This window comes from Rhabdochromatium marinum, assembly GCF_016583795.1.
GTDB lineage: Bacteria > Pseudomonadota > Gammaproteobacteria > Chromatiales > Chromatiaceae > Rhabdochromatium > Rhabdochromatium marinum.
Genome location: NZ_NRRS01000011.1, coordinates 112,323 through 129,111, shown reverse-complemented (window position 1 = coordinate 129,111; position 16,789 = coordinate 112,323). Strand labels below are relative to the sequence as shown.

The following is a 16,789-nucleotide window of genomic DNA, read 5'->3' as shown; positions in this document are numbered from 1 at the left end:
ACAGCTTCTGAGTATTATGCAATGTTGCCGCGTGTGAAGCGAATCACTTCGAGGAGCCCGGTGCGGTAGTTCCGCACGCCGGGATCTGTACGGGGGCGGCCGGGTAACTGGCCGTCCTACCGTGATGGAGAACTCAGTTGGGTGACGGTGTACAGCCTCGACCCGCCTGTAATGAAATCGGCGTTCATCAGACCCGGCTTCTTACAGGCATCGATTAACTATCAGCTGAACATCCCCAAAGAGAGCTTGCACATCTACGACTCTGTGGCGAACATCTTGCTAAAGGCAGCCAACCATACCGCAGACCTCTCTTTTGCCCACTCGCGTTTGGTGAGCCTTGCGCATTTCGCTGAGTCGAGCCTAGAGTCCATGTTTGCGAAGAGCGCTGCGGTAAAACCCTACGGAACCGATTTGTTCGCAAGTTGCGACTTGGCGTTTCCAGAAAAATGAACACAATAGCGCTAACAAGGCAAATGCACTCGGACAGCAAAAAGCGCCGCTCGTACCTCGCTTTGCTTTTTGCTGCCGGTGATTTGCGACGTTATCGCGCTGGGCGAAGCCCGGCGTATCTTGCAGGGTGAAAGTCCCAGTCGGGTAAGGGGTAGCCATCCACCCGTATCGAGTCTTGGTCTCACTGCGGAGCCGGTAACGGTGAACAAATGTGTGAGGCAAGCGTAGACAGAGCATCCTGTAGGCCGTAGGGGAGAGCGCGCTCCCTGAAGTGCTGGTACAGCTTCGACAAGCTCATTTCCGGGTCGCCGAGGGTTTTAACGTGCACCGAAGGCAACACAGAAGCATCCGTTGCAAGGCGAGGATGTGGAGGACCGGCGGAGTCATCAGGCCGTGGCATGCAGGAAGAGATACGTCGAGGAACCCAGGAAGCCCCGAAGGCTCCTGATACGAAGTGACGAGAGGAAACCGACAGAGTTGGGCCACGAAAGGGGTGATGAACCCTCGACACGGTGTGGGCTCGGGTTGGAATCGAGGTACAAGGAGCGGTCAGGTAGGCTTGCGAGAGCCAATGTTAAGGGGTGTCTTATGGGGCATAGTCGTCGGAGGTCGGGAAAGCCGGCCACAAGGCGAAGGACCCCACGGAAGTACGCAGTCCCTAAAGGAAACTCATGCCGGACACTGTAGGGCTGGAACAACATGAGCCAACCTCACTGGGGAGAATAGCCATTGGGCCATGAGACGGGTAACTGTGATGGTCCGCGCGGAAGCGAGTACGACCGAGGAACCGGATGCGGGAAAACTGCACGTCCGGGTCTGTGGCGGGGGAGCCGGGTAACCGGCTTCCCTACGCCGGATGTGTAGAAAGGAAAAAGCGTGGGCTACAAACTCGGAGACCTACCTACCACGCTACCAGCTGCCGCCCTCGATCATGCGCTCACCCGGCCTATTCATCAGCCGCGCTTGATGCGCGATCAGACTGCTGTGGGACTCGTTGCAGTTTATCCGCGTCGTAGCCGATGCTGGCAATGAAATCGCGCATTTCTTGCAGCTTGGCATCGCTGAATTCGGGGCTGCGTGCCATAACCCACACATAATCGCGTTTGGCGCGGGCAATGACGGTGAGTTGATAGTCTTCATCCAGATAGACGATGCGATAGTCGGCCTTGATCGGCCAGATAAATTGCATGCCCCAGCGTGCATTGCTGTCGGTGTCGAGCACGAAACCGGTCGGATGATAGACCTTTTGCGGGCCGTCGAAAGCATCCTTATTGAAGGTGAAGGTGGTCGCAATGCTGCCATCCGGGTTGAGCTGATAGGACTCCACCGCGTTATAGGCGCCTTTTTCGACAAAGGTTGGAATATTGGCGATCACATACCAGTCGCCCATAAAGCGGTCAAGATCGACCTGTTTAACAGTGTCCATAGGTTGTCCTCCGGTTTCGACACAGGCAGAGAGGGTCAGGGCGGCGAGGACAACGGCGGTCAGGATAGCGAGCCGTCGCGCCCCGCGCCGGTTCAATGGATGGGGACTGTGATTAGAGCGAACAGGGTGCATGAGGGTCACGATGATGACTCCGAGCGTTGGGTTTTCGGCGGGCCGGGAAAGAACGCATTGGTGCGGCGAATGTAGTCGGCATAGGCGGGGCGGCGCTCGGCAATATCAGACTCCAGCAATCGCACACCTGAAACCCGCAGCAGCAGAAAGGTGACCAGAATCGGGGCGATCAGGCTCCACCAGGCGCCTCCGGCCAGGGCGATCAGCCAGAATCCCCACCACACACAGGCCTCGCCGAAGTAGTTGGGATGACGGGTATAGCGCCACAGGCCGCGATCCATCACCTGTCCGGCCTGGCGGTGATCGGCCTTGAAGCTGGCCAACTGCTGATCGCCAATGGCTTCGAAGCCAAAGCCCAGCAGCCAGAGCGCGCTGCCGGCCAGATCGAGCCAACCCAGCGGCGGCGTGCTCAGCGTGGCGCCCAGCAGTGGCAGAGAGATTACCCAGGCCAGAAAGGCTTGCAGGCCGAAGACGATATACAGGCTCTTGAACCAAAAATTCGGTTCATTGTCGGCGCGGATGGCCTGATAGCGACGGTCTTCGGGCTCACCCCAGTTGCGCAGGCTGATAAAGAGTGACAGTCGCACGGCCCACACGGCCACCAGGAAGAGCATCAGGGTGGCGCGCTCACCCAGGGTTTGTGCCATGGCGATATAGACCAGGGTCATCAACAGGAAAAACAAAGACCACATGGAATCAACAATGCTGACATCCTGTTTTTTGATGCTCACCAGCCAGCCGAGCAGTGCCAGCAGGAGGCCGACCAACAGTCCGGTTGCATAAATGCTGAGGTTAAACATCCGATCTTGCTCCAGTTGCACCACGCTTGGACCTCAGATGATATCCAATGCCGGCGGATGCAACCCTGGACGGTCCAGGCGATTGAAATCTCGCGTGACTGAAGTCAGGCGTGGCAGAATTGCGCGGCTATCCTTACTTAACTGGAGAATCAAACTGATGACTAAGATCCTGACCGCCAAGCCCCTGATCGCCGCGACGCTGGCGGTAATGCTCACCGCCACCCTGTCTGGTTGCGCCACGACCGATCCCTACGGCAATCCGCAGCCGCCCAGCGGTGCCGCACGCGGTGCCGGAGTCGGGGCCTTGGCCGGGGCTGCCAGCGGCGCTGCGCTGGGTTCGCTGAGTGCCAATGCTGGACGCGGCGCCCTGATTGGCTTGGTGGGGGGGGCTCTGGTTGGCGCCGCCGTCGGTGATTACATGGAGCAGCAGCGGATGGACTTTGAGCGCGCGCTGGCCGATGAAATCAGTCGCGGCGACATTCGCGTGCGCAAGCTCCCCGACCATCGGCTGATTGTCGGCATGACCAGTGCAACTACCTTCGATCTGGATTCGGCACGCATCAAGCCGGGCTTTTACAGCACCCTGGACAAGATTGCTGCCATCGTCAATCGCTATGGCAAGACTCAGCTCGCCGTCGCTGGTTTTACTGATAACACCGGCAGCGCCGACTACAACATGAAGCTCTCCGAGCGTCGTGCGGCGGCGGTGCAGGGGCGTCTGCTCAATGATGGCGTCCTGCCGCAGCGGGTCAGTGCCTATGGATATGGCGAGAGCAATCCGGTGGCGTCCAATGCCTCTGAAGCCGGGCGACGTCTGAACCGCCGCGTCGAGATTGCCATCATTCCCCTGGTGACGCGCAGCTAGCGCCGCAGCTACTTCTTGCGCTTGGCTCGCGGATGCGCCTGGTCGTAGACGCGGGCGAGGTGCTGGAAGTCGAGGTGCGTGTAGATTTGGGTGGTGCTGCTGATGCCTTGCGCTCAGTCATGGTGCAGAAAGGCCAGCTCAATCAGCTTGGCGCTGATGATATCAGCCAGGCGTTCGAGGATGTCCGTGCCCATGTCGGCGGTAAAGCGGTCGGGGTCGCAGCTGGCAATGGCCAGTAGGGCGCGAATTTTGGGGCCTTTGATCGGCACCAGAGCGGCAGAGCGCAATTGTCCGGCGCGAATCCCGAACAGCTCGGTAAATTGTTCCTCGCTCAGCGGGCCACACTGGCAGCGTTCAATGTTGATGAAGTTGGCAAAGGTGTCGGGGGCGGTGTCAGCAATGTGCGGGTTGATGGTGCTGGCGGCGTTGGGATGGTCAGCGTTATCGTGATCGCTCCCGGTGTCGGCGGCCTCGGTATCGGTATCGGTATCGGTATCGGTATCGGTATCGGTTTCGGGTAAGGCAAATTGCAGCAGGGTGACGGCTCGGGCCTCGAACTCAATTTTGAGTTCCACTTCGAGAATATCGCGCACATGCTTGAAGCTGCGCGCCAGAATCAGCTTGGTAGTGAGTTCGTGCAGGTGGGTGGAGAGGGCTTCGTATTCGTGGGCGCGCTCAATGAAGCAGAGAATGCGCTTGTGCTCACGCGCCAGTTGCTGACGCAACACCGCTAGCTGACGCTCCACCAGCGAGATGGAGCCCCTGTGACCATGGGCAAGATCGAGTGTTGCCAGCAGTGCCGGGTGGCGCCGCAACAGGTCTGGATGGGTTGCTAGGTAGCGGATAACGCTATCCTCGGTCACGGACGCTGTGGCTGCGGTGTCAGGGGTCATGATGTGATCTCTCCGTCGAAGACCGGGCACGCCGGGCCGGTCATAGTGACAGTGTCCTGGTTGCCAGGCCAGTTGATCACCAGATCGCCGCCAGGCAGGGTGACGCGCACCTCTTCGGCCAGTTCGCCCCACAGACGTCCGATCACCATGGCCGCACAGGCGCCGCTGCCGCAGGCTTGGGTTTCGCCCGCACCGCGTTCCCACACGCGCAGCCCGATGTGCTCGGCGCTGAACACCTGCATGAAACCAACATTGGTGCGTTGCGGAAACAGCGGGGCGGTTTCGATCTCCGGGCCGAGGCTGACAACCGGTGCGTTGGCCAGATCCTCAACCGGCACCACGACATGAGGGTTGCCCATGGAGACGACGCCAATGCGCAGCGCCTCGCGCCCCTGGCCATAATGATAGGCGGGGGCACGCTGTTCGGTCAGGAAAGGGATGGCGCGTGGTTCCAAGCGTGGCACGCCCATATCGACCCGCACCTGGCCGTCATCCAGCAGATGGAGCGTCAGCAGGCCGCTTTTGGTGCTGACATAGAGCTGGCGCTTGTCGGTCAGACCCTTGTCATGGACGAAGCGGGCAAAGCAGCGGGCGCCATTGCCGCATTGGCTGACTTCGGAACCGTCGGCGTTGAAAATGCGATAGTGGAAGTCGGTGGTGCTGGTGTGGGGTGGCTCCACCAGCAGCACCTGATCGCAGCCGACACCGCGGCGGCGATCAGCGAGGCGGCGCGTGAGTTCTGCCGTCATGGCTACTTGTTGGTGAATGGCGTCGATGACTACAAAATCATTGCCCAAGCCGTGCATTTTAGTGAATTTTAATGGCATTCCACTCATCTCATTGCGGTGTTCTTAGGCCGGCAATTGCCCCCAGACAGCAAGATGACGATCACTGACCACGTGCACGTCAAGCGCCCCATCCAGCTCGGCGGCGCGCAGTTGCGCTTGCACCTCGGCCGGCTCGAAGGCGGCGCGCAGTGAATGGCGAAAGTCGTTGCACAACACCTCCGGTTCGCCAGCGGCATAGGTTTTCACCAAGGCTTCGACCCAGCTCGGCTCGGGCGGGCGCAGCAGATCCATGATGAGCACAAAGGCACCCGGGCGGCCCAGCTGGCGAACGCTGTGCCACAGCCCCTCGGGCTGGTGCAGGTGGTGCAGCAGACTGTTGGAAAGAATCAGGTCAAAGCACTGCTGGCCGAGACTGGGGTCGGGCAGGGTGGCCTGCACCAGTTGGGCGCGGGGCTGGAGTTCCGGTGTGGCATCCAGCAGGTGTTGTGCTTCAGCCAGCATGGCCGCTGAGCCGTCAACGGCGGTGCAGTGCGCCTGGGGCCAGGCGCGAAGAAAACGCAGCACGATGTCGGCGGGGCCGCAGCCGAGATCAATCGCGGTGCAGCCGTTGCGTTTGGCGGCGCCGCTATCGGGCCAGTGCTGCTCAAGCAGGCGGATAAACAGGTTGTTGGAATCGCGAAAATCCGCTCGTGCATAGGCGATGGCCTGCTCGGCGGTGTCCATCAGTTCGGGTTCGGGGCGGCGCTGCATTGATGGTTTGAGTCGGCAGTGATGTTGGATGATCCGGGCTTCAGGTTCAGAATTATCCGGGCGTTAGATTCAGGTCATTTGGGGCCTTGCATCCGAGTCAGGAGGCAAACGGGCTTCGGTTGCGAACAAATCAGCGATGGTTTCGCGCGGGCGCGCGACATGGAGTTGATCACCCGCGACGAGAATCTCCGGCGCGCGCGGGCGGCTGTTGTAATTGGAACTCATTACAAAGCCATAGGCACCGCTAGAGCGCACGGCCAGCAGGTCGCCCTCGGCCAATACCAGACGGCGCGCTTTGCCGAGAAAGTCTCCGGTTTCGCAGACCGGGCCAACCAAATCATAGTTCTGTGCCGGCGTGTCAGCGGTCGCGGCGCGTTCACAGACCGGCACAATATCCTGCCGGGCCTGATAGAGCGCCGGGCGGATCAAGTCGTTCATGGCCGCATCCAGAATCGCAAACTGGTGCTCACCATTACGTTTCAGATGCTCAACGCGGGTGAGCAGCACCCCGGCATTGGCGGCAATGGCGCGCCCGGGTTCGAGCAACAGCTGATAGGGCCGGTCTCCGAGTCGCTCCAGCAGAGCGTCAACATAGGCGGCGGGCGAGGGCGGTTGCTCATCGGTGTAACAAACGCCCAGGCCGCCACCGAGGTCAAGATGCTCAATGGGGATACCAAGCGTCTGGAGTTGGTCAGCCAGCGCAAGCACGCGGTCGAGGGCGGCGACAAAGGGCGCCAGCTCGGTCAACTGGGAGCCGATGTGGCAGTCAATGCCCACCACCCGTACTCCAGGCATGGCAGCGGCCCGTTGGTAAACGGCCAGGGCGTCATGAATGTCGATGCCGAATTTGTTCTCGGCCAGGCCGGTGGCAATGTAGGGATGGGTGCCGGCATCCACATCAGGATTGACGCGCACCGAGATCGGTGCCACACGGCCCTGGGCGCGGGCGATGCGATCAATGCGCTCCAGCTCGGCACTGGACTCAATATTAAAGCAGCGAATGCCGACTTCCAGCGCCCGGGTAATTTCGCTGGCCTGCTTGCCCACGCCCGAGAACAGAATTTTGCCCGGATCACCGCCAGCGGCCAGCACGCGCTCAAGTTCGCCCACCGAGACGATGTCGAACCCCGAACCGAGCCGGGCCAGCACATCGAGCACTGCCAGATTGGAGTTGGCCTTGACCGCGAAACAAATTAAATGTGCCCGGTCGCCGAAGGCCTGATCGAAGGCGCGCCAGTGGCGCTCCAGGGTGGCACGGGAATAGACATAGCAGGGCGTGCCATAGCGCTCGGCAATTTGTTGCAGCGGCACGGCTTCGACCTTGAGCTGGCCGGCTTGGCGGGTAAAATAATCCATGGTGTGGGTGTTTCAGTTCCCCAGTGGGTCCAGCGCCGGAATATCCTCGCTGGTCTCTGGCGCAGTGATGGCGTCAATATCTTGCAGGCCGGCGCCCGAAGACACGGGAGCGACCGGCTCGGGTGGCGTCGCCGGATCTGGTGCGGCGGTGCTGCCCGGTGGCTCAGGTTGTTCAGGTGGTGGCAAATAGAGATCTCCGGTCTGACCGCAGGCCGCCAGCAAGGTGGTGATGAGGACGGCAGCCGGACCGGCGCCCATGCCCGCCCGTCGCCAAGGGAAACGGAGCAGCGGCCAGGAGGCGTAAGGAGCGAGCGTCATACGAGTCATCAGTAGCGGTTGAGGCCGTGGTCGGGCTGGGCGATTAATGCTTGCCAGCCAGCTTGTTGATAAATCCCATGACCTGATCCTGAGCTTGCTTAGCCCAATCCGGCTGGGCCACATTCCAGCCAATGATCATGCCAACGGCAATCCAGAACAGAATCATAATCAGAGTCGCCATGAGTATCTTCTCCAGTAGTCAGGGGTTAAGACGCCGGTGTTAGGCCGGTGAGCGTGGATTCTACCATTGCCGGCCTGGGAATCGATCCGCTTTTGTTAGGGGTGGTGGCACAGCCTTAGGAAGTGGCCTGGGATGCGGCGAGGGTGTCCTGGATATGTGCCACAGTTTCCTCCACGGAGTCGAGCAGGGACACGTCGAATTCTTCCGGGTGCACGGTGCCTTCGCGCTGCATGGCGCCGAGAATGAAATCACGCAGCGGAGTCCAGTACTCGCGACCGAGGGCGACGCAGGGGAAGTGGCGGATTTTGCCGGTTTGCATCAGCGTCAGGGTCTCGAAGACCTCGTCCATGGTGCCGAAACCGCCGGGCATGAACACAAAGCCCGAAGAGTATTTCATCAGCATGACTTTGCGCACAAAGAAATAATCGAAGGTCAGCAGGCGGTCGATGTAGGGGTTGGCGGCCTGCTCATGTGGTAGCGCGATGTTGCAGCCGACGCTGAAGCCGCCCGCTTCGCGCGCCCCCCGGTTCGCTGCCTCCATGATACCAGGGCCGCCGCCGGTCATGACTGTGAAGCCGGCATCGGCCAGCGCCGCGCCCAACGCACGTGCGAGCTGATAGAAGCGATGTGATTCGCTAAAGCGTGCTGATCCAAAGACGGTGACCGTGGGACCAAGGTCAAAGAGCGCCCGATAGCCGTGAACAAATTCGTCGAAGACGGTGACCGCACGGTCAAAATCGGCCAGCAGGTCATCGGCGCCGCGCAGCAGCTCGCGTTCGGCGCCGGGTGCAGAATGTCGGGTGTTATGATGGGATGATTTCATTAGAGGTTGTCGATGAGCGATCTGATTGTGATGGCGTTTCCTGAGCCGGCGCTGGCTTTTGCGCTGCGCCGGGCCTTGATCACGATGCAGCAGGACTACCTGCTTGAGATGGAAGATGTAGTGGTGGTCACCAAGAATGCGGCGGGCCAGGTGAAACTGCACCAGACGATCAACCTGACGGCCATGGGTGCCTTGGGCGGAGCGGCTTGGGGCCTGCTGATCGGCATGCTGTGGCTGAATCCGCTGCTCGGCGCCGCACTGGGGGCCGGAGCGGGCGCCTTATTCGGGACGCTGTCCGATATTGGCCTGGATGATGACTGGATGAAAACACTGGCGAGCCGTGTTGCACCCGGAGGCGCGGGCCTGGTGGTGCTGGTGCGCAAGGCGACGACCGATAAGGTGCTGGCGGGGCTGCACGTGTTTCAGGGCCAAGGCCAGATTCTGCACACCTCGCTCAGCAAGGATCAGGAAGCCGAGTGGCGCCAGGTGATCGAAGGCGTCGCTGCGCCCGACGCTTAAGCTCACTCACTCAAACAAATCTTCAAAGGCTTTGATAAAGCGCTTGTAGGCGTCCCAGCCGTCGCGATCCATCACCTGATCAATCACCCAGCGGTTTTCCTCCTGCTGGCCCATCAGCGACTGGATCTCGAAGCCGAGGTGGCGCAGAAACGCATAGCTGGGGCCATCATCGCCCAGTTCAAAATCGGCATATTCACCGGAGCGGGTATTCAGACGCTCAACAAAGGCTTGACCATAGTTGCCGGGGCCGAGCAGGTCGGCGCTATTGTCTTGCAGATGCTCGATACATTTTTTGGCAAAATGAGTGATCAGCGTGCGGCGGTCCTCGGTGTCAAAGCGCCCAAAGGAGAGCCGATCCGCGATTTGGATCAGGAACGCCAGATATTCTTGAATGACTTGCAGACGTTGTTCGTCATCGCGATAAATGAAGCGCTCGCAATGCAGGTTGATCGCCTTATCCACGGCAATGCGCCAGGCGATGAAGGCCAGCGCCGAGCCGATTTCGGCCAGTGACCGTTCATGTTCCTCGTTCCACCAATGACTTTTAATGCGTAATGCCACGCCGGACTCCGTCAGTGCAGGGATCGCCGCGTCGCGCGCGAGGATCGATTAGGATGGGTTCTCGTCCCCCTATATTTGGCTGACCCGGCGCGGGACAAGCGCCGATGTGGTTACCAGGAGTCAGGTTGAAGATGTCGAAAATGTCTCCGTTGATGAATGCCCTCACCGCCGAGCGCGGTCTGCCCCCGCTGACGAGTGTGCGCGAGGCCAAGCCGGGCAGTTTTGTGTTTGAGCGCCGCCAGGCGCTGCCACCGGCGTTCTGCGAGGAAATGATCGCGCGTTTCGAGGCCAACCCGAGGCAACAGTACGAAGGGCGCATCGGGCAAATTCAGGAACGTGATCGCGCCATCAAGCACACCACCGATCTGGTGGTCAGCAACAAAGACGACTGGAAGGATGCCGATCAGATGTTTTTCGCCTCTCTGGCTGCCGCACTGCGCGAGTTTCGCGAGACCTTCCCCTACTTCAAAGGTCCGTTCAAGGACATGGGCTATCAGATCCAGCGTTATCAAGCCGGGGAGTTTTATCATTGGCACATTGACGGCGGCAGTCATGAATTCAGCCAGCGGCAGCTGGTGGCGCTCTGGTATCTGAACGATGTGCCGGGCCCCGGTGGGGAGACGCAGTTTCTGTATCAGGATATTAGCGTGCGCCCGGAGCAGGGCAAACTGGTGCTCTTTCCCCCGTTCTGGACCCACGAGCACCGCGCCGCCAAGCTGGAAGCCGGCGTGAAATACATCGCCACCACTTGGGTGGTGTTTGCCTGAAGGGACTGGTGTGCCGGGTTCACTTGGTTCGCCTGATGTGCCTGGTTCGCCTGAACTTGAGTCGCCGGCTTGGTGATTGGGCTTATGCCTGGCCTCAGGGGGTCGGCTGCCGCCGCCAGATCAGGGTGCGATTATTCACTGGCATGGTGCAGTCCTCCTCCAGCGTCAGCCCGGCGGCGGCTGCAAAAGCCTCCAGCTCGCGGAGATCGCGCACCCCGCTGGCCGGATCCCGCCAGCGCAATTGCTGATCGAAGGCGGCATTGCTTGGGCTGTTGTGACGCCCATTGCGCGAGAAGGGTCCGTAGAGCGCAAAGCAGGCGCCCGGGGTCAACAGGCGTCCAAGCCCTAGGAACATCGCCTCCACCTCCGGCAACGACATAATATGCGCGGTATTGGCACTAAAGGCGGCATCAAAAGGACCAGCCGGCCAGGCCTCCTCCGCGCTCACATCCAGCTCCAGTGGATCAGGCAGATTCGGCAGACCGGCCTCAGCAATCCACTGCCGGATCCCCGGTAGATGCTCAGCCCGATCCGAGCACTGCCACCGCAGATGTGGCATCTGGGCGGCAAAATAGACTGCATGCTGTCCGGTCCCACTGCCGATCTCGATCACCCGCCGCGCCTCGGCCAGTCGTGGCCGCAGCACCGTCAGAATCGGATCCTTGTTTTCTTCGCTGGCAGCGGCGAAGGGTTTATGCGACTGCATGTTTTTCTCCCGAAATGGATTGCCCGATCACTGTATTTGGTCAGACCCCAGGCAAGACAAGGACGCCAGCGATTGCGCGATCCGATCAAATCCCTTATCCTTAGCGGCTCGAAAGCTTCAGCGGTCACACCGACGCCCGTCGGCAAGCATGAAGATTTCGCCCTATCCGGAGAGGTGTCCGAGTGGTTTAAGGAGCACGCCTGGAAAGTGTGTATGGGTTAATAGCCCATCGAGGGTTCGAATCCCTCTCTCTCCGCCATTATTTGATAAATAATCCTTAATTATCAATTCACAAAAAACCCGGCACAAGGCCGGGTTTTGCGTTCTTGCCTCCCGGCAATCAGATCAGCCCATGCTCGGCGAAGCCGTAAGCCTCCCCACCTCCGATCACCAATTGTGATCCAGCACTCGCACGTCAAACAGCCCGAGCGTGTCTTTGATCCGCTGGCTGGTTAATGTGCTGGTCTGCCCGGAACTCCACCATCGAAACACGAACTTGTTGTATATTTGACCGTCTGCGCCATGCCGGTTGTGGCCGATGCCATGGTGACAGCCTTCGTTGGTTGATGGCTGAGTGCGGTGGCAAGCCGCACGCTTGCCCCGGCCTCGGGATTGAACGCTCGTCTGGAGTAACTGCCCAGGTACCTTTTTCGAAAAAATGACTTGACATTGGCCGGGTAGTGGGGGTCACACTCTATCCATCATGCAAGCGATTCAAGCGACAGCCTCTGACTCCCTCACGGAAGCTTCTGCCTACCCGACAACGGAGGTCGAGTTGATCGCTCGCTTGCAAGCCGAAAACGCGTCGCTCCGGGAAGCCTTGAGCGCCTCGCAAGCGGCGCTGACGGATGCCCACGAGACCATCGCCCAATTGCGTGCCCGCATCGACGAACTGGAACGCCGGTTAGGGCTCAACAGCGGCAACCTCCCGTCGAGCGATGGGCTGAAGAAACCCATTCGCAAGCGCACAATGGGCTTGCGCGAACCCTCAAAACGCAAGCCGGGCGGACAGCCGGGGCACCCGGGTGAGACCCTGCGCCAAGTGCCCGATCCGACGGTGGTCGTTGAGCATTGTGCTTGCCACACCTGCGCTCTGCCCTTATCCGCAGAGACCAGCGCCGGCTACCAAACGCGGCAGGTCTTCGATCTCCCGCCGCCCCAGCCCTTGGAGGTGACCTAGCATCGCGCCCACAACTGTCAATGTGATCAGTGTGGCGCTTCGACCCGAGCCGAGTTCCCGCCGGACGTGACAGCGCCGGTGCAGTACGGCCCCCGCCTCATGGCCTTGGTGGTGTATTTGCTGCATTATCAGTTTGTTCCCGAGGATCGGCTGGTCGAATTGATGGCGGATCTGTGATAGTGCCTCAGTCTATAGGATTTCAGTGGGTTTAAGCATTATTGATTTACTGGCAGCGAAGCATTGTAATGGTGAATAAAATACCAGATTGCGCCAATGTGATTATCAAGTTTTTTCGAAAATGACAAGGCTTTTCTGACTAACCTCGAGACTCGCTGACGAAGCGTGCAATTGAAGCGTTCAATAGGATTCTTTTGACCGCTGTCCTTGCCAACCGCTTGATGACGCTTGGCTGGAAAGACGGCCGCATAGGCCGACCAAAAATCTGCATAAAACTCACGGCACATTGGCGATAGACGGCGGGTAAAGAGTTCCAAAGCGCTCGTGCTGACTGTTCGCTACGATCACCGATGTAGACGCCCACAATTTCCCGAGTATCGCGATCGATCACCAACCAAACCCATTGTTTATCAACCTTTTTCCTACAAAAGACTACAGTTCGTCACACTCGATCTTGAGCCGTCCTCGGGTCTTTTTTTACCTGGGCTTCGCGAGGTGTCTGCGCATACTTCTCATTGACATAGGTTTGCAACCAGGATTCTGACACGCCAACGACACGGGCAATTCCCGCTAACGAAATGCGTTCGAGAAGCAGGCGGTCAATCAAGCGTTTCTTGTCATCAGAAATGGGGCCTTTAGCCGGATTGAGTACAAACTGTCTGCCACATTCTTTGCAGCGATACAGTTGTTTTTTCAGGGCATTGAAACCGTTTTTGACAAGCTTTGTGGAATGACAATCGGGGCAGTGCATGGGGCAAACTGATTTTCTATTTCAAGTTGACATGATTGTAACAAAACCAAGGCGTCCTATCGATCAGGGCACCACCGCTTTCCTCAATCGAAATTTGGTATCGCGAAGCGATTCCTTTTGTTTCTTTAGTCCGCACTTCATACTATGGACTTGCAGTCCACAAAGGAAATGCAGAACAACGACTCGACAAAACCTTTTATCCTGAATCCCAGCCCTGATGCCGATGCGCAAGCCGAAACCGATGATCGTCGCACCGATTGGCGCCAGGATCGGATTTTGCAGCCGTTGCTGGCGCGTATGCCACCGGAGGCGCAGGACAGTTTTTCACCGCAACAGCTTGAGTTTCTGAAGGCGGCGCTGATGGCGCGTACTTGGCAGCGTCATGCACTTGACTGGCGTGGCACCTTCAAGCTGTGGCGCTATCGCTATTATGTCGTTTTTCTGCTCGGACGTAACCGGCGGCAATTGACGCGCGGCGAGCAACGCATCGGTTTGCTGTTCCAGATGCTCTTTCTGATTGGGTTTTTGGGGGTTAGCCTGCTCATAGGGTTGCTGGCGCTCTATCTGCTGAAATCCGCCGCTGGGGTTGATCTGATCCCAATGCTCTCACTGGGGATTTGGGATTGGTTCAAGGAACCCTTCTGGTGACAGACGGCGCTGGTGACCGATTGCGGTCTTTTGCTGTAACAGGGGTTGTTCTTGCCGGGTTGCAACCTGATGTTGCTGCTATCACCACTGAATGCTCATCAACCTGGCCCCGGTCAGCTCCAACCGGTTACTCCGGTTTTTGCCATGGAGCCTCCGTTCGGCCGCCACCCGTGTGGAGGATCAGCTTGTTGCGTCGCTTATCTTGCTCCGGGGCCATGCTCTCTGCTGGTCTGGCTCCTGCCAATGTAATGTTAAGGCTCCGAGTCATGCTGGGCGCCATGCTGCTGTGTTGGTCGCTGCCCGGCCTCACTGCCGATGCCGAGGAAACCGCACTGACGCTGAGCGCACCGGCGGAGACCCAGGTGCTGGATGTGAGTCGCCTGGTGGGGCTTAATGATCTGGTTGAACACCTGTCCGCGCAGGAGGTGATCTTTATCGGCGAGACGCACGATAATTATGCCGATCACCTCAATCAGCTGGCCATCATCAAACGCCTGCATGCGCGGGGCCGCCCGCTGCTGATTGGTTTGGAGTGCTTTCAACAGCCGTTCCAGTCGGTGCTCGATGCCTATGTCGCCGGTACCATCAGCGAGCAGGAGATGCTGCGGCAGACGGAATATTTTGAACGCTGGCGCTTTGACTACCGACTCTATCGGCCAATTTTGCGCTTTGCGCGCGCACAGGGGCTGCCATTGATTGCATTAAATGTGCCCAGCGAGCTGACGCGCAAGGTCGGAGATCAGGGCCTCGCGGGCTTATCAGCCGAGGAACGCGCCTCCCTGCCGGCCACACTTGATGACGCTGATCCCGATCCGGCCTATCGGGCGCGCATTCAGGCGGTCTTTGAGCAACATCCGCGCGGACCGAACAGCGATTTCGAGCATTTTCTGGCGGTGCAGCGGGTGTGGGATCATGGCATGGCGCAACGGGCGGTGGAGGCACTGGCCGCGCATCCGCGCAGTCAGCTGGTGGTGCTGGCTGGAAATGGCCATATTGAATACGGACAGGGGATTCCGCAGCCGGTTGAACAGCGCACCAAGCGTCAGAGCGTGACCATTCTGAATGGAAGCTCCCAGGCCTTCGCGCCGGATCGGGCTGATTATCTGCTGTTTCCGCCACCGACGACTCTGCCACCAGCCGGCCTGCTGGGTGTGATGTTGGATACCGAGTCCGATTCCGAACCAAAGGATCCGCTGTCAGGCGTGCGCATTCAGGATTTCGCCACCGAGAGTGGCGCCCGGGACGCCGGTCTGAAGCGCGATGATCGCCTGGTACGCATTGGCCAGTGGCCGATTGCCGACTATACCGATGTTCGTATTGCCATGCTGGATGCCACCCCGGGAGAACGCCTGCCAGTGCAAGTGTTGCGCCCTGGGTTAATCGGTGCGCCGCAGCGGCTAAACTTTGAGGTGGAGCTGCATTGAGCGCGACTGATCGGGGACGTGCCGGACCTGAGTTGCTGGCACCGGCTGGCACCCGGCGCATGCTGGACTATGCGCTCGCTTATGGGGCCGATGCGGTCTATGCCGGGGTGCCGCGCTACAGCTTGCGGGTGCGTAACAATGATTTTACCGGCGCCAATCTGATCGAGGGCATTCGCGCGGCCCACGCGCTCGGCCGTTCCTTCTATCTCGCGGTTAATCTCATGCCGCATGGGGCCAAGCTGCGTACCTTTCTTGATGATCTGCGCCCCATTGTCAGCCCGCAACAGCCTGAAGATGCGCCGGATGCGCTCATCATGTCCGATCCCGGGCTGATTGATCTGGTGCGCACACACTGGCCAGCGCTGCCGATTCATTTGTCGGTGCAGGCCAATACCACCAATGCCGCTGCGGTGCGCTTCTGGCAGCGCCAGGGACTGACGCGGGTGATTCTGTCGCGCGAGCTGGCGCTGGCGGAAATTGCCGCGATTCGTGAGCAATGCCCGGACATTGAGCTGGAAGTCTTTGTGCATGGCGCGCTGTGCATTGCCTACTCCGGGCGCTGCCTGCTGTCGGGCTATTTCAATCACCGCGATGCCAATCAGGGCAGTTGCACTAATGCCTGTCGCTGGGAATACCGATTGGGCTCGGTGGTGCTTGAAGAGGCGCAGCGCCCCGGGGAGTGGCTGCCAATCTTTGAAGACGAACAGGGCACCTACATTCTCAATGCCAAGGATTTGCGCGCTGTTGAGCATGTGGCGGAACTAGTGGCCATGGGCATTGATTGCCTGAAAATTGAAGGACGTACCAAGTCCCACTACTATAGTGCACGCGCTACCCAGGTGTATCGCCAGGCGATTGATCATGCGGTGGCTGGTCAGCCCTTTGAGCCGCGCTGGCTTGATGAATTGCAAGGACTGGCGAATCGCGGTTATACCTCGGGTTTCTACCAGCGCCATGCTCCGGAGGACCTGCAAAACTACCAGGATGGCGTGTCGCGCAATCGTCAGGCGATCTTTGTGGGCGACGTGGTGGGCGTCGATGCGGCGGCTTCCGTGGTTGAAGTGGAGGTGAAAAATCGCTTTGCGCGCGGGGATCGGCTGGAACTGCTGACGCCTACCGGCAATCAGGCGTTTATCTGCGAACACCTGAGCGATCGGCATGGCCAACCGCTGGACGTTGCGCCCGGCTCCGGCTGGAGGGTGCGCTTGGGAGTGCCCCAGTGCCAGGACAGCCCGGCGCTCAGTCCCTTTGCGCTGCTGACACGCCAGCTCTGA

The 16,789-nt window shown here is 59.5% G+C and carries 19 protein-coding genes, 1 tRNA gene and 1 pseudogene; 9 read left to right on the top strand and 12 right to left on the bottom strand.

Going from position 1 to position 16,789, the window contains the following annotated elements; all coding sequences use genetic code 11:
* Positions 1 to 141: 141 nt before the first annotated feature.
* On the top strand, positions 142 to 450 hold the full coding sequence (locus tag CKO36_RS05505) for a hypothetical protein (RefSeq protein WP_200281605.1): 309 nt from the start codon (positions 142 to 144) through the stop codon (positions 448 to 450).
* Between the two features lie 946 nt (positions 451 to 1,396).
* On the opposite strand, the gene CKO36_RS05500 is transcribed toward CKO36_RS05505, so the two are convergent.
* Both CKO36_RS05500 and CKO36_RS05495 read right to left on the bottom strand, forming a co-directional pair.
* The gene (locus CKO36_RS05500) at positions 1,397 to 2,008 is read right to left on the bottom strand and encodes a lipocalin family protein (RefSeq protein ID WP_200281646.1); all 612 of its coding nucleotides are present in this window, start codon (positions 2,006 to 2,008) and stop codon (positions 1,397 to 1,399) included.
* Positions 2,009 to 2,013: 5 nt separating this feature from the next.
* Positions 2,014 to 2,808, bottom strand: coding sequence for a DUF1295 domain-containing protein (locus tag CKO36_RS05495; RefSeq protein WP_200281602.1), 795 nt, complete (start codon positions 2,806 to 2,808; stop codon positions 2,014 to 2,016).
* A 157-nt stretch (positions 2,809 to 2,965) separates the two neighbouring features.
* Here CKO36_RS05495 and CKO36_RS05490 point away from each other — a divergent pair, with 157 nt between their 5' ends.
* Entirely contained in the window at positions 2,966 to 3,673 is a 708-nt protein-coding gene (locus CKO36_RS05490) for a YiaD family glycine zipper/OmpA-like lipoprotein (protein WP_200281600.1), read from the top strand.
* Between the two features lie 113 nt (positions 3,674 to 3,786).
* On the opposite strand, the gene CKO36_RS05485 is transcribed toward CKO36_RS05490, so the two are convergent.
* The 7 genes from CKO36_RS05485 to CKO36_RS05455 all read right to left on the bottom strand — a co-directional run bounded on the left by CKO36_RS05485 (position 3,787) and on the right by CKO36_RS05455 (position 8,782).
* Positions 3,787 to 4,566: a DUF484 family protein gene (locus tag CKO36_RS05485; RefSeq protein WP_200281599.1), complete on the bottom strand. Its 780-nt coding sequence runs from the start codon at positions 4,564 to 4,566 to the stop codon at positions 3,787 to 3,789.
* A complete protein-coding gene (gene dapF, locus CKO36_RS05480; protein ID WP_200281598.1) occupies positions 4,563 to 5,393 on the bottom strand; it encodes a diaminopimelate epimerase in 831 nt (276 codons plus the stop codon). The genes CKO36_RS05485 and dapF overlap by 4 nt, the downstream gene beginning before the upstream one ends.
* A 24-nt stretch (positions 5,394 to 5,417) precedes the next feature.
* Positions 5,418 to 6,104 (bottom strand): class I SAM-dependent methyltransferase, encoded by a 687-nt coding sequence (locus CKO36_RS05475; RefSeq protein WP_200281597.1) that lies wholly within the window; start codon positions 6,102 to 6,104, stop codon positions 5,418 to 5,420.
* 69 nt (positions 6,105 to 6,173) lie between these two features.
* On the bottom strand, positions 6,174 to 7,460 hold the full coding sequence (gene lysA / locus CKO36_RS05470) for a diaminopimelate decarboxylase (RefSeq protein ID WP_200281596.1): 1,287 nt from the start codon (positions 7,458 to 7,460) through the stop codon (positions 6,174 to 6,176).
* A 12-nt stretch (positions 7,461 to 7,472) separates the two neighbouring features.
* The gene (gene lptM, locus CKO36_RS05465) at positions 7,473 to 7,778 is read right to left on the bottom strand and encodes an LPS translocon maturation chaperone LptM (RefSeq protein WP_200281595.1); all 306 of its coding nucleotides are present in this window, start codon (positions 7,776 to 7,778) and stop codon (positions 7,473 to 7,475) included.
* Positions 7,779 to 7,821: 43 nt separating this feature from the next.
* Complete coding sequence (locus tag CKO36_RS05460) at positions 7,822 to 7,959, bottom strand: hypothetical protein (protein WP_200281593.1); 138 nt, start codon at positions 7,957 to 7,959, stop codon at positions 7,822 to 7,824.
* A gap of 115 nt (positions 7,960 to 8,074) precedes the next feature.
* The gene (locus CKO36_RS05455) at positions 8,075 to 8,782 is read right to left on the bottom strand and encodes an LOG family protein (RefSeq protein WP_200281590.1); all 708 of its coding nucleotides are present in this window, start codon (positions 8,780 to 8,782) and stop codon (positions 8,075 to 8,077) included.
* 12 nt (positions 8,783 to 8,794) lie between these two features.
* Between CKO36_RS05455 and CKO36_RS05450 the strand changes: the two genes are divergently transcribed.
* A complete protein-coding gene (locus CKO36_RS05450) occupies positions 8,795 to 9,301 on the top strand; it encodes a DUF1269 domain-containing protein (protein ID WP_200281587.1) in 507 nt (168 codons plus the stop codon).
* Positions 9,302 to 9,307: 6 nt separating this feature from the next.
* Here CKO36_RS05450 and CKO36_RS05445 read toward each other — a convergent pair whose 3' ends face one another.
* The gene (locus CKO36_RS05445; RefSeq protein WP_200281584.1) at positions 9,308 to 9,862 is read right to left on the bottom strand and encodes a hypothetical protein; all 555 of its coding nucleotides are present in this window, start codon (positions 9,860 to 9,862) and stop codon (positions 9,308 to 9,310) included.
* A gap of 131 nt (positions 9,863 to 9,993) precedes the next feature.
* Here CKO36_RS05445 and CKO36_RS05440 point away from each other — a divergent pair, with 131 nt between their 5' ends.
* A complete protein-coding gene (locus tag CKO36_RS05440) occupies positions 9,994 to 10,629 on the top strand; it encodes a 2OG-Fe(II) oxygenase family protein (RefSeq protein ID WP_242469405.1) in 636 nt (211 codons plus the stop codon).
* A 94-nt stretch (positions 10,630 to 10,723) separates the two neighbouring features.
* Here CKO36_RS05440 and CKO36_RS05435 read toward each other — a convergent pair whose 3' ends face one another.
* A complete protein-coding gene (locus tag CKO36_RS05435; RefSeq protein WP_200281581.1) occupies positions 10,724 to 11,335 on the bottom strand; it encodes a DUF938 domain-containing protein in 612 nt (203 codons plus the stop codon).
* Between the two features lie 168 nt (positions 11,336 to 11,503).
* Here CKO36_RS05435 and CKO36_RS05430 point away from each other — a divergent pair.
* A tRNA-Ser gene (locus CKO36_RS05430) sits at positions 11,504 to 11,594 on the top strand.
* Positions 11,595 to 12,038: 444 nt separating this feature from the next.
* A complete protein-coding gene (locus CKO36_RS05425) occupies positions 12,039 to 12,515 on the top strand; it encodes a DUF6444 domain-containing protein (RefSeq protein WP_200281578.1) in 477 nt (158 codons plus the stop codon).
* Positions 12,516 to 12,730: 215 nt separating this feature from the next.
* Here the strand turns inward: CKO36_RS05425 and CKO36_RS05420 are convergent.
* Positions 12,731 to 13,443: pseudogene (locus tag CKO36_RS05420) on the bottom strand (IS1 family transposase).
* A 168-nt stretch (positions 13,444 to 13,611) separates the two neighbouring features.
* On the opposite strand from CKO36_RS05420, the gene CKO36_RS05415 reads away from it, so the two are divergent.
* The 3 genes from CKO36_RS05415 to CKO36_RS05405 all read left to right on the top strand — a co-directional run bounded on the left by CKO36_RS05415 (position 13,612) and on the right by CKO36_RS05405 (position 16,789).
* A complete protein-coding gene (locus CKO36_RS05415; protein WP_242469404.1) occupies positions 13,612 to 14,091 on the top strand; it encodes a 3-phosphoshikimate 1-carboxyvinyltransferase in 480 nt (159 codons plus the stop codon).
* 266 nt (positions 14,092 to 14,357) lie between these two features.
* Positions 14,358 to 15,515: a ChaN family lipoprotein gene (locus CKO36_RS05410; protein WP_242469403.1), complete on the top strand. Its 1,158-nt coding sequence runs from the start codon at positions 14,358 to 14,360 to the stop codon at positions 15,513 to 15,515.
* A 59-nt stretch (positions 15,516 to 15,574) separates the two neighbouring features.
* On the top strand, positions 15,575 to 16,789 hold the full coding sequence (locus CKO36_RS05405) for a U32 family peptidase C-terminal domain-containing protein (protein WP_200281634.1): 1,215 nt from the start codon (positions 15,575 to 15,577) through the stop codon (positions 16,787 to 16,789).